The following is a 16,979-nucleotide window of genomic DNA, read 5'->3' as shown; positions in this document are numbered from 1 at the left end:
GGCATGCTTGCCCCCTTGTCCGAACCGTCCTGATGCCCGCTTTCTCTCCCCACCCCGACGGCCCGGCGATGACGCCGCCGCCCAGCCCCGACCTGCCGGCGCCCGTGCTCATCGTCGAGGACGACGCGCTGATGCAGCGGCGCATCGTCGGCATCCTGAACCAGCTGGGCTACGGCAACGACGTGCTGGTGCTCGCCGCCACGCTGGCCGATGCGCGCATCGAACTCGCGCGGCAGTCGTTCGCGCTGGCGCTGGTCGACCTGGGCCTGCCCGACGGCAACGGCGTGGAGCTGATCGCGCAGATGAGCGCACCGACCGGTGCGGCAATGAGCGCCGACGACGGCCCCGGCATCCTCGTGATCTCCGCCTGGAGCACCGACGACCTGATCCTCAACGCGCTGCGCGCCGGCGCCACCGGCTACGTGCTCAAGGAGCGCGACGACCTGGAGTTGCTGCTGTCGATCCGCAGCGTGCTGCGCGGCGGGGCGCCGATCGATCCCTTCATCGCGCGGCGCATCCTCGACCTCACGCAAGCGCCGCCGGCCACGCCGGGGCGCGTCGGCGAAGATGTGCTGACCGCGCGCGAACTGCAGATCCTCCAGCTGGTTGCCGAAGGCCTGACCAACCGCGAGATAGCCGAGCAGATCTTCCTGTCGCGGCACACCGTCGAATGCCACATCAAGAACATCTACCGCAAGCTCACCGTTTCCTCGCGCACGCGCGCCGTTTTCGCAGCGCGTTCGCGTGGCTTGCTGGCCTGAGCCTGTGGTGGTTGTTCGCGCACACGGCATGGGCGGCCGAGGCGTGCGCACCGCACATCGACAGCGTGCGGGCCGTGCGCGCCACCGCCGGCGCGGGGCCTGAAGCACCGCCGCCCATCGACGGCTGGCAGCCGGTGACGCTGCCCGACCACTGGGCCACGCGCTGGCCCGGCTTCGAAGGCATCGTGTGGTACCGCATCGACTGGCAGCGCCCCTGCGCCGGTCGCGACGACGCGCCGCAGCTGGGCGTGGCCGTCGACTACCTGAGCATGGCCGGCGCGCTCTCGCTGAACGACAACCTGCTCTGGCGCGACGCCAGCCTGGTCGAGCCGCTGAGCCGCAGCTGGAACACGCCGCGCGTCTTCTTCCTGCCGGCCGCCGCGTTGAACCCCGGCACCAACACGCTGTGGGTGCAGGTGGTGGGCGGCAGCATGTACGGCTCGGGGCTGGGCCGCGTGGTGCTCGGCCCGGCGGACGCGGCGGTGGCGTACCACGACGAACGCCGCCTGTTCGCGCGCGTGCTGCCCGCGGTCAACCTCGTCATCTCGATCACGCTGGGCTGCTTCTTCCTCGTGCTGTGGCTCATGCGCCGGCAAGAGGTCGCCTACGGCTGGTACGCGCTCAGCGCCATCGCCTGGCTGGTGTTCGCGAGCAACACCGTGGTCAGCACCTTGCCGTGGCCGTTCGCCTCCACCGACGCCTGGTCGCGCTGGATCACGGCCTGGATGGTCCTGTATGTGAGCTGCTTCTGCATGTTCATGTGGCACTTCGGCGGCCAGCGCTTTCCGCGCCTGAGCCGCGCGCTGTGGGCCGTGGCCGCGCTGGCCGTGGCGGCGATCGCGCTGCTGCCGCAGCCCGCGCTGTCGGTCGCGACGCTGGCGGTGTTCATCGCGTATTCGCTGCTTTTCATGGCCGTGTGTGTGCAGTTCATCCTGCGCGCGCTCGACACGAAGAAAACCGAGCACCTGCTGCTGGCCCTGTGCGCCTTCGGCTTCCTGGTGGCCGCGGTGCACGACGCGCTGATGATCCTGCGCGTCATCGACGACCGCTTCGGCTACACCGTGGTCACGGCGCCGCTGATCATGATCGGCATGTCGCTGATCCTGGCGGGCGGCTTCACGCGCAGCCTGCGCCGTGTCGAGAGCTTCAACGACGAGCTGGCGCGCGAAGTGCGCGGGGCGCGCACCGAGCTGGCCGACACGCTCAGCCGCGAACACCGCCTGGAGCTCGACAACGTGCGGCTGCACGAGCGCCTGAGCGTGGCGCACGACCTGCACGACGGCCTGGGCAGCTCGCTGGTGCGCTCGATCGCGCTGGTGGAACAGTCGGGCGAGGCGCTGCAGCGGCCGCAGTACCTGTCGATGTTCAAGTCGCTGCGCGACGACCTGCGCCAGATCATCGACACCCACAGCGGCGGCGCGGCCCCGGTGGCCGCCACGCCCACGCAATGGCTGGCGCCCATGCGCCACCGCTTCGGACGCCTGTTCGAGGAGATGGGCGTGCGCAGCCACTGGCAGACGCCCGCGGCCTGGCCCTGCGCGCTGTCCGCGCGCCAGGTGCTGGGCCTTACGCGCCTGCTCGAGGAGGCGCTGGCCAATGTGGTGAAGCACAGCCGTGCGCGCACCCTGCGCGTGCAACTGCTGGCCGACGGCGAAGCGGGCGTGCTGCTGAGCGTCGAGGACGACGGCGTGGGCTTCGACGCGGTGACGGTCGCCTCATCGATCGGCGGACTGGGCCTGCGCAGCATGCAGGCGCGCATGGCCCGCATCGGCGGCACGTTGCAGATCGATGCGGGCGATGGGGGCACGCGGCTGGAGGCGAGGGTGCAGGCGCCCGCGATGGGCGCTGGCAGCAGCTGAGGTCCGCTGCGCGCGTGCTCAGCGCGCCTTGCGGAACGCGCGCACCTCGGGCGCCGGGTGGTCTTCGATGTGCTGCAGCAGGAAGTCCAGAAACTCCTGCGCCGACGGCGAGAGCCCCCGGTCCTTGTTGAGCCACACCTGGAACTTGCGGCTGAGCACGGGCGTGACGAGCGGGCGGAATTCGAGTTGCTGGCGCTGCAGCAGCACGCCCGCATAGGGCAGGCAGGTGGTCACGCCCAGCCCGTGCTCGACCATGCTCAAGGCCGTCGTCAGGAAGGCGACTTCATGCGTCGGGCTGAACTCGAGCCGGCCCGGCGACGCATACAGCTCGGCACTGAGCAGCTGCGTGTATTCGCCCTGCAGCGAGATCACGGGGTAGCGGACCAGGTCGCTCCAGGCGACCCGCTGCTTTTTGGTCAGCGGATGCCCCGGCGGCAGCACCGCCAGAAAGGGCAGGGTGAAGAGCGTGCGCGCCACCACGTTGGCCGGCGCGTCGCGCTCGGGGCCGATGGCCAGGTCCACGTCGCCGTTGATGAGCCGGCCCAGCACGCTTTCCACCATCGAGTCCTGCAGGCGCACGCGGATGCCGGGGTACTTCCGGGCGAAGGCGGCCATGATTTCCGGCATGACCGTGCACGCCATCACCTGCGGCACCGCGATGCGCACGGTGCCGGTGCGCAGCTCGCGCAGGTCGGACACCGCATCGAGCGCCATGCCCAGGTCTTGCAGGATGCGCTCGGCCATCGGCAGGAACACCTCGCCTGCGCTGGACAGCTGCAGCTTGCGCGTCGTGCGGTGAAGCATCTGCACGCCCAGGTTCGACTCCAGGTCCTTGATGAGGCCGCTCAGCGCCGACTGCGTGATGTGCAGCCGCAGGGCGGCCTCGGTCACGCTGCCGGCGCGGGCCACCGCGATGAAGGCGCGCAATTGGCGCAACGTGACATTCATCGGTTTATCCGATAAGTGGGAAAGAAATATCTGATTGAACCATGAATGAAGCTCGCATCCAATCGCAGCGCCATCACAACAACCACTGCCAGGAGACATCGTTCATGCCCGTTTCTCATCGCCTTGCGCGCCGCGGCTTTCTTTCGCTCGCGGCCGCCGCGCTTGCTTTCGCGGGGGCTCCCGCGCAAGCGCAGGCACAGGCCTTTCCGTCCAAGCCGATCAAGTGGATCGTCGGCTACCCCGCTGGCGGTGGCAGCGACTTCCTGGCCCGCACCATCGGCGCACAGATGTCGGTCCAGGCCGGCCAGCCGGTGATCGTCGACAACCGGGCCGGTGCCGGCGCCATCATCGGCGCCGAGGTCACGGCCCGGTCGCCGGGCGACGGCTACACCGTGTTCACGGCCGACAACGGCGTGCTCGTGTACAACCCCGCGCTCTACAAGAAGCTGCCCTATGCCGTCGATCGCGACTTCGCGATGCTCGGCCTGATGGCGCGCACGCCGTTGGTCCTGGTGGCGGCGCCGTCGACGAATCTCAAGACCATCGGCGCCCTGATGGAGCAGCTCAAGAGCAAGCCGGGCACGCTGTCGTACGCCTCGCCGGGCAACGGCAGCCCGCACCATCTGGCGATGGAGCTGTTCCTGAGCCGCAGCGGCCTGTCGACGATGCACGTGCCGTACCGCGGTGCCGCGCCCGCGCTGCAGGACGTGATGGGCGGACAGGTGCCGCTGATGGTGGTGGACACCTCGTCGGGGCTCAGCGCCATCCAGTCGGGGAAGGTCATTCCGCTGATGGCGTTCAGCGCCAAGCGCCTGCCGATCCTGCCCGCCGTGCCCACGGTGGGCGAGCAGGGCTTCAAGGATTCGGAAGCCTACGCATGGCAGGGGCTGGTGGTGCCGGCCAGCACGCCCGCCGCGATCCAGGAGCGCCTTTCGAAGGAGATGCAGGCCGCGCTGGCGAACGAGGGCGTGCGCAAGCGGCTGCAGGAAGGCGGCTGGGAGCCGGTGCCGAGCGACAGCGTGCTGATGAAGACCTACGCCTTCGCCGAGACCAAGAAGTGGCACGCGCTGATCCGTGAGCGCGGCATCTCGCTGGACTGAAGACGCCGCCTCGTGAGGAGGCAGGCCGCGGCGCACCCGCGGTGTTGTAGCCTGTCGCCCCATGGATTCCCTCATCGCCGCCTCCGCGCGCGCGCTCGCTGCCGGCGACGCGCTGGGTGCCCTCAAGCGCGTGGCCCTGCGCGACGACCCGCCGGCGCTCGCGCTGCGCGGCATCGCGATGGCCCAGCTTGGCGAGCACCCGCGTGCGCGCGAGCTGCTGCGGCGTGCCGCGAGCGGCTTCGGGTCGCACGAAGAACTGGCGCGTGCACGTTGCGTCGTCGCCGAGGCCGAGGTGGCGTTGGCGATGCGCGACCTGGGCGGCTCGCCGCGCGCGCTGACCGCGGCGGCCGCCACGCTCGAGGCGCGCGACGATCTGGCCAATGCGCTGCAGGCGCGGCTCATCGCGGCGCGCCGGTTGCTGCTGCTCGGCCGGCTCGACGAGGCCGCTGCCGCGCTGTCGCTGCTCGACGGGCACAGCCTGCCGCCGTTGCTGGCGGCGGTGGCCGAGCTGGCATCGGCGGAGCTGGCCTTGCGTTCGCTGCGCACAGGCACAGCACGGGCAGCGCTCACCCGCGCGCATGACGCGGCCCTGCGTGCGCGCGTGCCGGCACTGCTGGCCGAGGTGGCGGAAGCACGGGCCGCGCTCGAACGTCCCGCCGCCCGGCGCATCGCGGTCGGCGGTGAACAGGCCCTGCGCCTCGATGAGGTCGAGGCGCTGCTCGCGTCCGACGCGCTCGTCGTCGATGCCTGCCGCCGCGGCGTCGGGGGCGGCGACACCTGGCGTTCGCTCGCGCGCCGGCCGGTGCTGTTCTCGTTGGCGCGTGCGCTGGCTGCGGCCTGGCCCGGCGATGTCGACCGCGACGCGCTGATCGCCGACGCCTTCCGCACCCGCGACCCCGACGAAACGCACCGCGCGCGGCTGCGCGTCGAGATCGGCCGGCTGCGCGCGCTCCTCAAGCCGATGGCGCGCATCGAGGCCACGCCGCAGGGCTTCATCCTCCAACCTCTGGATGCGCGTCCGGTCGTGGTGCTGGCACCGCCCATCGACGGCGAGCAGGCCTCGCTCGTGGCGCTGCTGTCCGACGGCGCGGCCTGGTCGACCTCGGCGCTCGCATTGGCGCTGGGCGCGAGCCAGCGCACCGTGCAGCGCGCGCTGGCCGAACTCGAGGCGGAACGGCGCGTGCGTGCCATCGGGCAGACGCGGGCGCGCCGCTGGCTGGCCCCGCCGCTGGCGGGATTCACGACGATCTTGTTACTCCCCGCCGCGCTGCCGATTGAATAGAGTCGGGCTCATGCGCTACCCCCTGTGGCGCACCTACAGGAGCCCACCATGAGCAGTAGCAGTCAGAGCAAGAAGGCAGGCAAGGACCGTTTCGAAGGCGCCGTGCAGGCCGCGCAGATCGTGCGTGAATACGGCCCGTTCGAAGGCGTGGAGCGCATCCACGGCGTGACGCACGACGGCCACCAGGTGTGGGCCGCCACCGGCGGGCAACTGGTCGCCTTCGACCCCGCGAGCGGCGAAGCCACGCGCCGCATCGACGTCGCCTGCGACGCCGGCACCGCCTTCGACGGCACCTGCTTCTATCAGATCGTCGAGGCGCGCATCGACAAGATCGATGCCGCCACCGGCAAGGTGCTGGCCTCGATTCCCGCGCCCGGCAACGGCTCCGACTCGGGCCTCACCTGGGCCGAAGGCAGCCTGTGGGTGGGCGAGTACCGCGACCGCAAGATCCACCAGATCGATCCGGCGACGGGCGCCATCCGCCGCACCATCGAATCGAACCGCTTCGTCACCGGCGTGACCTGGGTCGACGGCGAACTCTGGCATGGCACCTGGGAAGGCGACCAGAGCGACATCCGCCGCATCGACCCCGCCAGCGGCGACGTGATCGCGCGGCTGGAAATGCCCAGCGGCGTCGGCGTGAGCGGCCTGGAGTCCGACGGCGCGGGGCTCTTCTACGCCGGCGACGGCCGGGCCAGCAAGGTCCGTGCGGTGCGTCGCCCGAAGACGGCCACGGCCTGAACGAGACACACGGCAAGGAGCACACCATGAACACCCCAGTGAATCACACCGTCGTGACCCCCGAGCGCTGGATCGACGCGCGCAAGTCGCTGCTGGCGCGCGAGAAGGAACTGACCCAGCTGCGCGACCGCATCGCCGAAGAGCGCCGCGCGTTGCCGTGGACCCGCGTCGAGAAGGCCTACGTCTTCGACACCCCTCAAGGTCGCCGCCCGCTGGCCGACCTGTTCGAAGGCCGCCGCCAGCTGCTCGTGCAGCACTTCATGTTCGGCCCCGACTGGGAGCAGGGCTGCCAGAGCTGCTCGTTCATGGCCGACCATTCCGACGGCATGCGCGTGCACCTCGAGCACCGCGACGTCACGCTGGTGGCCGTCTCGCGCGCGCCGCTCGCCCACATCGAGGCCTTCCGCCGACGCATGGGCTGGCAGTTCGCCTGGGTCTCGTCGCACGACAACGACTTCAACCACGACTTCGGCGTGAGCTTCACGCCCGACGAAATGGCCAGCGGCGCCGTTGCCTACAACTACGTGAAGCAGCCGTTCCCGAGCGAGGAGGCACCCGGCGTCAGCGTGTTCTTCAAGGACGACGCCGGCGACGTGTTCCACACCTACTCGACCTACGGTCGCGGCGTGGAAGTGATGATGGGCACCTACAACATGCTCGACCTCGTGCCCAAGGGCCGCGACGAGCACAACCCGTCCTACGCGATGGACTGGATCCGTCACCACGACCGCTACGAGCCCGCGCCTGTTGCGGCGGCGGGTGGTTGCTGCCACGCGCAGTCCTAAGAAAGCGCGCGACCTGGCGTGCCGATCGGTCCGCATCATGGCAAGCCTCTGGCCCTGGCTGGCGGTAGCGGGAATGGGCGTCCTGCACGGCCTGAACCCCACCACCGGCTGGATGTTCGCCGCCGCCTGGGGCCTGCGTTCGCACGACCGGGCGCAGGCGCTGCGGGCGCTGTGGCCGATCGGTGTCGGGCACGTCGCCTCAGTGGCGCTCGTGGTCATTGCGGTCGCCTTCGGCCTGTCGATGGACCGGGGCCTGTTGCAGTGGCTGGCCGGCGGGTTGTTCGCGGTGGTCGCGCTTGTTCACCTGTCGGGGCGCCTGCCCGCCATGGCGCGTGCGCCGGCGGGGCATGCGGGGCTGGCGCTGTGGTCTTTCATGATGTCCACCGCGCACGGTGCCGGGCTGATGCTGGTGCCGGCGCTGATCCCGCTGTGCATGGGCGATGCAGCGAAGGGCGCGATGAGTGGTTCGCTCGTGCCGGCGCTCGCCGCCGTCGCGCTCCACACGGCGGCGATGCTGGCCACCACCGGGCTGATGGCCGTCGGCGCCGGGGCGGGCGTGGGCTGGCTGCGGCGCTTCACACGGCGATCACCTGCGATGCCGCACTGAACGCGCGATGCGCGCAAAGCGCATAAGCAAACGCGAAAACCGGCGTTCCATTCGAGCGGCCTGCGGCGCAACACTCGAAGGCTCTCGACCCCACAGGCCTTCGGATGCCCGGTACCTTCATTTCCCCGCGCAAGCGGCTCGGCTTCTTCAGTCGGCTGCTCGACGATGCCCCCGCCGCCGAGCGCTACCGCCTCGTCACCGCGCAGATCGCCCATGCCGAGGCCTTCGGCTTCGATTCCGCGTGGGTGGCGCAGCACCATTTCCATGAGCATGAGGGCGGCTTGCCGTCGCCCTTCGTCTTCCTCGCCCACGTCGCCTCGCGCACGCGGCGCATCCGCCTGGGCACGGGCATCGTCACGCTGCCGCTGGAGAACGCGGTGCGCACGGCCGAAGACGCGATCGTGCTGGACCTGCTCTCGGGCGGCCGGCTCGAAGTGGGCGTCGGCACGGGCGGCACGCCGGCGTCCTTCGCCGCCTTCGGGCTGGACAGCGACGACCGCGCGGCGCTGTTCGAACGGCAGCTCGCCACGGTGCGCGACGCCTGGGCCGGCCGGCCGCTGCCCGGCGGCGACACGCTGTACCCGGCGGGCGCGCAACTGCTCGGCCGGCTCTGGCAGGCCACGTTCTCGGTGAGCGGCGGCACGCGCGCTGGCACGGCTGGCGACGGGCTGATGCTTTCGCGCACGCAGCCGCGTACCGCGCCGGCGCCCGATGCATCGCTGGCCGACCTGCAGGACCCGATCATCGACGCCTACCTGGCCGCGCTGCCGCCGGGGCGCACGCCGCGCATCGTGGGCTCGCGCAGCGTGTTCGTGGCGGACACCCGCAAGGAGGCGCTGCGCCTGGCCGAGACCGGGCTGCGCCGCGCGGTGGTGCAGGCCGCCGCCACGGGGCAGATCGGCCTGGCCGACCGCGTCCGCACCGATGCGCCGCTCGACCAGCTGATCGCCGCGTACGACGTGCATGTCGGCGCGCCCGACGACGTGATCGCCTCGCTGCGCGCCGACCGCACGCTCGCGCGCGTGACCGACCTCGTGTGCCAGGTGCATTCGGTCGATCCGCCGCACGCGGCCATCCTGCGTTCCATCGAACTGACCGCCACGGTCGTCGCACCGGCCCTGGGCTGGGCGCGCGACACGGGCGTGCCGGACCTTCAATCGCTTGCGCTTCTCTAGGCTGTTTTTCTTCTATGAATGCCGTTGTTTCTTCTTTTCCCGTTCCCGAAGCTGTTGACGTGATCGACCAGCTGGTGGGCATTGCGCCCGGCAGCGCGCTCGATCGACTGCGTGCGCAGCGCGAGCAGGCGCGCACGCAGGCACAGCAGAGTTATCTCGCGCTGTTCGCGCCGGTTGAACCCGTGGCCGGTCACTTCGAGATCGCGGATCGTTTCGCCATAGCGGCCTTCGTCGCTGGATTGCACAAGCAGCCCGACGTGGCGCGCTTTTATGCCGAGGCCTTGGCGGGGCAGGGCGTGGCGCAGGCCATCGAGGCGGAGGTCGCACGCGGTGCTGCCCAAGGGCCGTATGGCCGTTATCCGGAAGGTCCGCTGAGCGTGGAAGACGCGGACGGCCCGGTCTACGCCGTCGATGCGGCGCAGCGCGCGGTGCTCGGCGAGCGGCTGTCGGCCGGCCTCGCGCATGCGCACCTGCTGGTCTTTCATCCGCGCGACGCCAGCCCGGCCGCGCTGCAGGCGCTGCTCGACGCGGGATGGCGCACCACGGAGATCGTCACCTTGTCGCAACTGGTGGCGTTCCTTGCGTTCCAGATCCGCGTCGTCATCGGCCTGCGCGCGCTGGCCACTCCTTCTGCATGAGCGCCCCATGAGCACCGAATCGACCCTGACCCATCCCGGCAACACGCACCCGCGCAGCTTCACGCAGGCGCAGCTCGAATGGCTGCCCTGGCTTGAGCCGCTGCCGGAGGACGAACTGACCGAGCGCCACTACGCGGGCCTCGTCGATGCGTCGCGCGCCAAGTCACCGTACTTCCGCCTGCTGGCGCGCGACCCCGACATCCTCGGCGCGCGCACGCGCACCGACAAGGACATCTTCTACAACCCCGAGGCCGGCCTGCCGCGCGCCGAGCGCGAGCTCTCGGCCGCCGCGGCTTCGCGCTTCAACGGCTGCATCTACTGCGCCTCGGTGCACGCGCGCTTCGCCTCGCATTTCTCGCAGCGCACGGACGACGTGCAGCGCCTGCTCGACGAGGGCGTGCAAGCTGAGCTGGGCGCGCGCTGGAATGCGATCGTGCAGGCGTCGGTCGCGCTGTCGGCCACACCGTCGACCTTCGGGCCTGCGCACGTCGACGCCTTGCGCGCGCAGGGGCTGGACGACCTGGCGATTGCCGACGTCGTGCACGGCGCGGCCTTCTTCAACTGGGCCAACCGGTTGATGCTCTCGCTGGGCGAACCGCAGGCGCCTGCTGCCACGTAGACCCGCGCGGGGCCGCGCGCAGATTTGTTGCGGCGGCAAGTGAGCGGGATCACAGTCGGGCGTGCGGCGTGTCCGTGGGTCGGCACGATGACCCGCATGCACACCGACGCTCCTGGGTACGCAACGACACGCCACGGCCGCGCGCCCGGCCCGGCCTTCGGCAATCCTTTCGTCCGCTGCCGATGCGGACTGGCCGGGCTGGAGCGCATCCACCGGCGGTCGTGGATGAAGTTCCTGCCCGGCCTGCGCTTCTATCGCTGCAGCAGTTGCGGCAAGCCGCAACTGGCGCCGAAGCGCGCGGTGCGCGACGCGGTCATCGCGCACAGGAGCGAGCAACAGAACCAGCGTTAGCTGGTGTGGTGTCCCGCAAATAACTGGGCATGAAATCGCGCTTTTCACGCCAGGGCGGCGTTGCAAATCCTCGCCAGGACGCTGCTGGCGCTCAGGCGTCGTCGTCCGACGTCTTCGCCTGCAACTGCTGCTGGCGTTCGGCGATGGCCATGTCGCGGGCCACGTCATGGCCGAGCGTGCGCACCGAGAACGACTTGCTCACACTGCCCTTGCCCGCCGTGTAGGTGATCGCCACCCAGTACCCCGGATGGCCCGCGCGCGGCGTCTTGAATTGCACGCCGCTGACGCCGCTCGTGTTGTTGCGTCGCACGATCTCCGACTTCGAGCGCTTGGGCGGCAGCGCCGCTTCGTCGTCGGGCGGCGGGCGCCGGCGGATGGCTTCTTCGGCGGGGTGCAGCCGCGCGAGGCCGACCATGCGGCCGAGTTGGCGTTGCCGCTCGCCGATGGCATGCGCGCGGGCCGCGGGGCCCCAGTCGGCGAGGTCGAATTCGGCGCGCAGGATTTCCTCGTTCCCGAGGTAGGTCTTGGCCAGCCAGGCCACCGGCTTGCCTTGCGCGGACAGGCGGCTGAAGACGCCGGGCTCGCCCGTCTTGTTGTTGCTGCGCAGGGTCTGCGCGCGGTCCTTGCGCGCGACCGGCGGATGCTCCTTCACGATGGTGTCGCGCCAGGCCTGGGCGCATCGCAGCGCCTGCTGGGGGCCGCCGTAGCTGGCGTGGCCGAAGAGGCGCGCGTAGCGCACGCCGTTTCGCACGAGCGACACCTCGAAGCCCCAGGGGCGGGGCGAAATGCCATACATGTCGACGGGGTTCGGAATTCCTTTGGGCATCGTCGGTGCTGTCCTTGTTGCAGTCAGGGCCGATGAAGGCGGCGTGTCATGGCGCTTCGGGGCTGTCGCCGTTCCAGGCACAGAGCTCGTCGGAGAGCTCGTGGGCGTCCGGCGGCAGGCTGCCGAAATCGGTCGAGGCGAAGGTCGGCGGCACGTGCACGCCCTGGTCGTCGCGGCGCACCAGCCCGCGGCTTTCCATGTCGCGCATGGTCTTGTTGACGACCTCGCGCGAGAGCCCCGAGTACGACGCGATCACCGCCTGCGTGATGCGCTTGTCGTAGCCGCCTGTGGCGGCCGGCGCCAGCTGCGTCAGCTCGTGCAGCACGCGGCTCACCAGGCTTTCGGACGACAGCGACGAGATGCGGCGCAGCTGCCCGCGCACCATGGCGACGCGCTTCATCGCGATCTCCAGCAGGCCCATGGTCACCTCGGGGTACAGCGCGCACAGCCGGCGCACCGCGGCCACCGGCAGGTGGTAGACCGACGAGGGCAGGGCGGCCACCAGCGTCGAGGTGGCCTGGTAGCTGTTCTCGCCCAGCGAGGGGCCGAGGAAGAAATCGCCCCGGCGGATGAAATCGGTCGTCACGTCCCTGTCGACCGCGCGCAGCAGGCCCGTGGCCACGCAGTAGATGCGGTCGGTGTGCGTGTCCGCCTGCAGCACGATCTCGTTGCGCCGGTAGGAATGCAGCGCGCTGCTGCGAATCAAGGCGGCGCGCTCGTCGGGCGGCACGCTGGCGATCAGGGGATGGAGATACATGGCCAAGGGGGTTGCGAGACCATCGGCGGTTCGTTCTCATGGGCGAATCCACGGGCGGCGGTCAAGGAACAGGACGGTGCGGCGCCCCCGGGGCGACTCGCCATCGGGCGCCCCTTCGCCGGGCCGGGCTGCGATGGGCTGAAGGCGGCAAGGCCATCTCAGCCGGGCTGGAGCTGCGCGAACAGCGTGTCGATCCGGGCCCGTTCCTCGGCACCTCGCAGACAGCGCTCGCGCAGCCACAGGGCATCTCCCTGCCGCGCAATGCGCAGGTCGTACACGTGCTCGATGTCGTCCACCACGACGTCGCTCGCAGGCCGCACCCTGGCCGTGGGCGCGGGATGCGGTTGTGCGGCCCACAGCGCCAGTTCGATCTCGGCCGGGCTCATCGGACCGCTGTCGCGCAGGGCGATCCAGTCGGCATGCAGCTGCGGCTGCGCGGCGATGCCCTTCACGAGGATCGGCTCGCGCCCGAGCGCGGCCAGCAGGTCGTCCAGCCGCGCGTGGCGGGTTCGCAGCAGAAAGCAGTCGTCGCGCAGGCAGCTCAGGTCGGTGTCGCCCGACGGCGGGAAGGCCGCGAAGAGCCGGCGCCGGATCTCGCGGCTCACGCCCGCCGCCACCTCCGGGCCGTCGGTGTCGGCCAGTTGCGCCAGGTTGGCGATGAAGACCAGCGCACACACCCGGTCCGCCGGCGGCGGGGGGGAAGCAGGCCGCACCACTTCGGCATCGCGGCGCAGCGCTGGCAGGCAGGACGCCAGCGCTGCGCGCCATCGCGTGCCGAAAGGTTCGAGTTCCGTGAAAAACAAGGCAGCCATTTCATCCCCAGTAGAGAGAGTTCCGGTTGACGTTCGATCCGAAGGAATGCTACGAATCGCGCCCTTCTTTGACATTCGCTTTCGCGGCGCGGATGTGTCGCGAGTCACATCCGGATGCAATTGCCCGCCGCGAGCGCCGGCCGAAGGGCGAAGCGGGCCCGACCGACATGCCGACCGGCGATCGGCAAGGCGTGGAACCGTGGCTTGCGCCGGTGGGCGCGGTGCGTCATCCCCCCGAACACCCGGGCTGTTATCTCTGTTATCGTTTGTAAAAATTATCCGAGGTCCACGCGGACCTGTCAGGAAAAAATCGGGAGTTCCCGTTCGTGACCCGCGGCTTCTGGCGTGGCGCCGGCTGCATGGAGGAAGAGGGGCGTGCCGCATGTCCGACACCGACAGTCGCATCCAGCGCTTTCACACCGGCATGGTGTCGCGCAAAGACGGGTTCGCCTTCTGGGCCGACGAGATCGGCCCGCACGTGGGGCGGCTGGACAGCCCCGAGCGCAGCCACTTCCAGCAGGAACTCACCATCGTCGACACGGCCGGGATGGCCTTCATGCGGGTGCACGGCAGCGGCGCGACCATCGAGCGCACGGGCCCGAGCCAGCTCATGGGCGCCGAGGTCTATCCCTATCACCTGCTGATCAAGCTCGACGGCGGCCTGGCCATCAGCGAGCAGCGCCAGCGCATCGAACTGGCTGCGGGCGACATGGTCCTGATCGATTCCTGGCAGCCGCTGCGCCTGCGCTCGACGGAGGCCACCAACTCATGGACGCTGGGCCTGTCGGAAGCGGTGGTGAACCGCTGGCTGCCGCATGCGGACCAGTCCACCGACCTGCGGCTGGCCGGCGCCAAGGGCTGGGCCGGGATGCTGTCGGGCTACCTGCGGGCGCTGGACGTCGAGCACCTGTGCAGCATCCAGAGCCCCGCGCAGCGCCAGCTGCTCGGTGAGCACCTGATGTCGATGCTGTCGTTCTCGCTGGAGCAGAACGGGCTGAGGGCGCAGCCGGGTGCGCTGGGCGAGCGCGTGTCGCCGCGCGACGGCGACCTGCACGCCCGCATGCGGGCCTGGATTCGCGAGCACCACGCCGACACCGAGATCGACGCGCAGAAGCTGGCCGCCAGCTTCAACGTGTCGGTGCGCTACGTGCACAAGGTGTTCGCCAAGGCCGGCCGCGGCATGACCTTTCTCGAAACCCTGCAGAACGACCGGCTCGAGGCCGCGGCCCGCATGCTGCGCAGCCCCGAGGGCGCGCGCAGGTTCGTCGCCCAGGTCGCCTACGACTGCGGCTTTGCAGACCCGGCCTACTTCGGCCTCGTCTTCCGCAAGAAGTACGGCTGCACGCCGCGCACCTTCGCCCTGCAGCAGGGGCAGGCCGCGGCAGACGGCACGCTGCTCCTCAGCTGACCGGCGCGCCGCCGGCCCGGCCGCCCTGGCCGGTGGATGGGTGCATGGCGTGGCCGCCGTGCCCGATCCTCATATTTCTGTTCTCTTCATTCATACCTGTGAACTTTATTTGGGAATAGATTCACTTCCCAAGGAATTGCGCCGGCTGGAAATGCATTCGTAAAAAAATGCGTCTGCCTTCAACAATTCAGAGCAATTTATTCCTGAAGGGTTGAATGATGAAAGTCGATTTCCCCGCCAACGGGGCAAAAATAGAAGTTTGTGACGCCACGGTGTGCAAGGTAATTTTCAATGTTTGAGCAAAACTCCCCGCACATTGCAGTGTTGGACCCCTCTCCCCGAACGCGGTGGCACGCCAGTCGTGCCGTCAAGATGCTGGGTTATACGCCCGTCGCATTTGCGCATGTCGACGAATTGATTTCGCAGGTGGCACCCGGCGGTAATTTCGAGGCGCTGCTGCTTTCAATTCCCTCGGCACCCGACGACGTACAAAAACTCGTGGGCCAGGTGCGTGAAACGCTGCGCTATCACACGCCATTGATCATGAGCGCGCGCAAGCGCCAGATCCGCGGGTTGTCGCTGTTGCACGCCGGCCCCGACGACGCCGTGCTGCCGGAGCCGTCGACCTTCGAGGAGATGTACTTCATGCTCGAATTCTTCCTGCGCCAGCGCAACCGGCCGGTGGTGCCGCGCAGCCTCGACTGGCAGGAATTCAGCCTGTTGTCGCCGTTCGACATGGTCGATGTGGCCGGCACCGAGATTCGCCTGACGCCGATCGAATTCGACCTCGCGGCCGAATTCTTCCGCCACATGAACCGGCCGCTGGACCGGGAGCACCTGGAAATGATCGGCTGGCAAAGCGGCGTGGCCGCCGGCTCGCGCACGCTGGACGCCAACGTGTCGAAGCTGCGCCGCAAGCTCGGGTTGTATGTCGACCAGCCGCACGGCCTGTCGCTGCACGCGGTGTGGGGCATGGGCTATCAATTGAGCCAGCTGGGCAAGCGCGAGGCGCCCGGCACCTGGACGTTCCCGGCGGATTTCCGGGTGGCGTCGGCCGCGCCGTCGCAGCTGTCGACCTGAGCGGCGATTCAGCGCGCGGGTGGCTGCTGCTGTTGCGGCTGCGCCAGCACCCAGCGCGCGAGCACCTGCGCATCGGCCTCCGACACCAGCGACTGGCGCGGCATGATCACGCGGCCCCAGGTGCCGACACTGCCGTTGCGGATCTTGTCGGCCAGGCGCGCCGGCGCGGCCGCATCGTTGCGGTAGCGCTCGGCGATCTGCGCGAAGCCCGGCCCGACCTGCTTGTGCACCAGGCCATGGCAGGCCATGCAGGCGTTCTTGCGGGCCAGGTCGACAGCGGAAAGTTGCGGCTGCTGGGCTGCGGCACCGAAGGATGCGGCGGCGAGTGCAATCGAGAGAAAGTGGGGAGCGGAAAGCCGGGGAATACAGGGCATGGAGGGGAAACCGGGGAGGGGTGAAAACTGTACCTTGCCCTGTCGCAGACCCCGGATCGCCGCCCGAATGCCTCGTCTGGAGGTCGTCTCTCATTCGCGACAAGTCGATTCAAGAGTAACTATATGTATGGTTAAATCCCTCGCAACTACCGCGAAGAGGACGAGGGATTCCCATGAAGCTGCCGCTCAGCATTGCATTGGCCACCGTGGTTCTGGCCGGATGCGCCAGCGCACCGCCGCCCGGGCCCGGCCAGGGCACCGGCATGTCGTACGTGCCGATGGTGGCCATGGAAGGCGTGGACAAGGTGCGCTACGACAGCGACGTGGCCGACTGCCGCACCGCCGCCACCCGCATCACCGCGCGCAGCGAATCGGGCGACGCCATGTGGGCCGCACTCGGCCTGGGCCTGATCACGGTGCACGGCCAGGGCATCGTCGCCGCGGCCTCGTACACCGGCATCAGCGCCGCCGTCATCGACTGGAAGACCCGCCCCAGCAGCGCGCTGATCGCCGAGCACCAGCAGATCGCCATCGTCCATTGCATGGCCAAGCGCGGCTACCGCAACCTCGACCCGAACGTGCAGGACACGTTCTACGGCAACACTTTCAACCCCGTGCTCGCGCTCAAGCCGCGCCGCACGGGCATCGACACCTACAACGTCGAGCGCCTGGCCAAGGCCGGCCGCTGCAACGTGCAGCCGCGCGCCGAGCTGACGGCCAAGGGCCCGGGCTACGAGAGCTACAGCGTGCCGTGCACCACCGGCGTGGCCTGGGCCGTGCGCTGCGAGTTCGGCAACTGCCGCGTGCTGGCGCAAACGCCGATGCGCCCCACGGCGCCCGTGCGCCGCTCCTGAGC

19 protein-coding genes are annotated in these 16,979 nt (G+C 69.7%); 14 read left to right on the top strand and 5 right to left on the bottom strand.

Features of this window, described 5'->3' with window-relative positions; all coding sequences use genetic code 11:
- Window positions 1-32 precede the first annotated feature (32 nt).
- Together VHAB30_RS12110 and VHAB30_RS12105 are read left to right on the top strand one after the other, a co-directional pair.
- A complete protein-coding gene (locus tag VHAB30_RS12110) occupies window positions 33-761 on the top strand; it encodes a LuxR C-terminal-related transcriptional regulator (protein ID WP_235926608.1) in 729 nt (242 codons plus the stop codon).
- Between the two features lie 11 nt (window positions 762-772).
- Complete coding sequence (locus VHAB30_RS12105; RefSeq protein ID WP_159277176.1) at window positions 773-2,620, top strand: sensor histidine kinase; 1,848 nt, start codon at window positions 773-775, stop codon at window positions 2,618-2,620.
- Window positions 2,621-2,638: 18 nt separating this feature from the next.
- Here the strand turns inward: VHAB30_RS12105 and VHAB30_RS12100 are convergent, their stop codons facing one another.
- Window positions 2,639-3,568: a LysR family transcriptional regulator gene (locus tag VHAB30_RS12100; RefSeq protein WP_095947825.1), complete on the bottom strand. Its 930-nt coding sequence runs from the start codon at window positions 3,566-3,568 to the stop codon at window positions 2,639-2,641.
- Window positions 3,569-3,672: 104 nt separating this feature from the next.
- Between VHAB30_RS12100 and VHAB30_RS12095 the strand changes: the two genes are divergently transcribed.
- The 9 genes from VHAB30_RS12095 to VHAB30_RS12055 all read left to right on the top strand — a co-directional run bounded on the left by VHAB30_RS12095 (window position 3,673) and on the right by VHAB30_RS12055 (window position 10,866).
- Entirely contained in the window at window positions 3,673-4,668 is a 996-nt protein-coding gene (locus VHAB30_RS12095; protein ID WP_159277175.1) for a Bug family tripartite tricarboxylate transporter substrate binding protein, read from the top strand.
- Between the two features lie 61 nt (window positions 4,669-4,729).
- Window positions 4,730-5,950, top strand: coding sequence for a helix-turn-helix domain-containing protein (locus tag VHAB30_RS12090; RefSeq protein WP_159277174.1), 1,221 nt, complete (start codon window positions 4,730-4,732; stop codon window positions 5,948-5,950).
- A 48-nt stretch (window positions 5,951-5,998) separates the two neighbouring features.
- Entirely contained in the window at window positions 5,999-6,691 is a 693-nt protein-coding gene (locus tag VHAB30_RS12085) for a Vgb family protein (protein ID WP_070060429.1), read from the top strand.
- Window positions 6,692-6,717: 26 nt separating this feature from the next.
- On the top strand, window positions 6,718-7,476 hold the full coding sequence (locus VHAB30_RS12080; protein ID WP_159277173.1) for a DUF899 domain-containing protein: 759 nt from the start codon (window positions 6,718-6,720) through the stop codon (window positions 7,474-7,476).
- A gap of 37 nt (window positions 7,477-7,513) precedes the next feature.
- Window positions 7,514-8,083, top strand: coding sequence for a hypothetical protein (locus VHAB30_RS12075; protein WP_159277172.1), 570 nt, complete (start codon window positions 7,514-7,516; stop codon window positions 8,081-8,083).
- 104 nt (window positions 8,084-8,187) lie between these two features.
- Window positions 8,188-9,258: a putative FMN-dependent luciferase-like monooxygenase gene (locus tag VHAB30_RS12070; RefSeq protein ID WP_159277171.1), complete on the top strand. Its 1,071-nt coding sequence runs from the start codon at window positions 8,188-8,190 to the stop codon at window positions 9,256-9,258.
- Between the two features lie 14 nt (window positions 9,259-9,272).
- On the top strand, window positions 9,273-9,896 hold the full coding sequence (locus VHAB30_RS12065; RefSeq protein ID WP_159277170.1) for a CMD domain protein: 624 nt from the start codon (window positions 9,273-9,275) through the stop codon (window positions 9,894-9,896).
- A 7-nt stretch (window positions 9,897-9,903) separates the two neighbouring features.
- Window positions 9,904-10,515, top strand: a complete 612-nt coding sequence (locus VHAB30_RS12060) for an alkylhydroperoxidase domain protein (protein ID WP_159277169.1) — start codon at window positions 9,904-9,906, stop codon at window positions 10,513-10,515.
- 87 nt (window positions 10,516-10,602) lie between these two features.
- A complete protein-coding gene (locus tag VHAB30_RS12055) occupies window positions 10,603-10,866 on the top strand; it encodes a hypothetical protein (protein ID WP_216850710.1) in 264 nt (87 codons plus the stop codon).
- Window positions 10,867-10,957: 91 nt separating this feature from the next.
- On the opposite strand, the gene VHAB30_RS12050 is transcribed toward VHAB30_RS12055, so the two are convergent.
- The 3 genes from VHAB30_RS12050 to VHAB30_RS12040 all read right to left on the bottom strand — a co-directional run bounded on the left by VHAB30_RS12050 (window position 10,958) and on the right by VHAB30_RS12040 (window position 13,261).
- Window positions 10,958-11,692, bottom strand: coding sequence for an AP2 domain-containing protein (locus VHAB30_RS12050; RefSeq protein WP_235926606.1), 735 nt, complete (start codon window positions 11,690-11,692; stop codon window positions 10,958-10,960).
- A 46-nt stretch (window positions 11,693-11,738) separates the two neighbouring features.
- Window positions 11,739-12,449, bottom strand: a complete 711-nt coding sequence (locus VHAB30_RS12045; protein WP_095745057.1) for a Crp/Fnr family transcriptional regulator — start codon at window positions 12,447-12,449, stop codon at window positions 11,739-11,741.
- Window positions 12,450-12,607: 158 nt separating this feature from the next.
- Window positions 12,608-13,261, bottom strand: a complete 654-nt coding sequence (locus tag VHAB30_RS12040) for a hypothetical protein (RefSeq protein WP_235926604.1) — start codon at window positions 13,259-13,261, stop codon at window positions 12,608-12,610.
- Window positions 13,262-13,643: 382 nt separating this feature from the next.
- Between VHAB30_RS12040 and VHAB30_RS12035 the strand changes: the two genes are divergently transcribed.
- Window positions 13,644-14,669 (top strand): AraC family transcriptional regulator, encoded by a 1,026-nt coding sequence (locus tag VHAB30_RS12035; RefSeq protein WP_159277168.1) that lies wholly within the window; start codon window positions 13,644-13,646, stop codon window positions 14,667-14,669.
- 426 nt (window positions 14,670-15,095) lie between these two features.
- Window positions 15,096-15,749, top strand: a complete 654-nt coding sequence (locus VHAB30_RS12030; RefSeq protein ID WP_216850709.1) for a winged helix-turn-helix transcriptional regulator — start codon at window positions 15,096-15,098, stop codon at window positions 15,747-15,749.
- Between the two features lie 8 nt (window positions 15,750-15,757).
- Here VHAB30_RS12030 and VHAB30_RS12025 read toward each other — a convergent pair whose 3' ends face one another.
- The gene (locus VHAB30_RS12025) at window positions 15,758-16,123 is read right to left on the bottom strand and encodes a c-type cytochrome (protein WP_235926596.1); all 366 of its coding nucleotides are present in this window, start codon (window positions 16,121-16,123) and stop codon (window positions 15,758-15,760) included.
- 173 nt (window positions 16,124-16,296) lie between these two features.
- Between VHAB30_RS12025 and VHAB30_RS12020 the strand changes: the two genes are divergently transcribed.
- Window positions 16,297-16,977, top strand: a complete 681-nt coding sequence (locus VHAB30_RS12020; protein WP_159277167.1) for a hypothetical protein — start codon at window positions 16,297-16,299, stop codon at window positions 16,975-16,977.
- Window positions 16,978-16,979 lie beyond the last annotated feature (2 nt).

Origin of the sequence: Variovorax boronicumulans, assembly GCF_009811375.1 — a bacterium.
GTDB lineage: Bacteria > Pseudomonadota > Gammaproteobacteria > Burkholderiales > Burkholderiaceae_C > Variovorax > Variovorax boronicumulans.
Note: the sequence above shows the minus strand (reverse complement) of the source record. Positions and strands in the feature narration are given on the sequence as shown.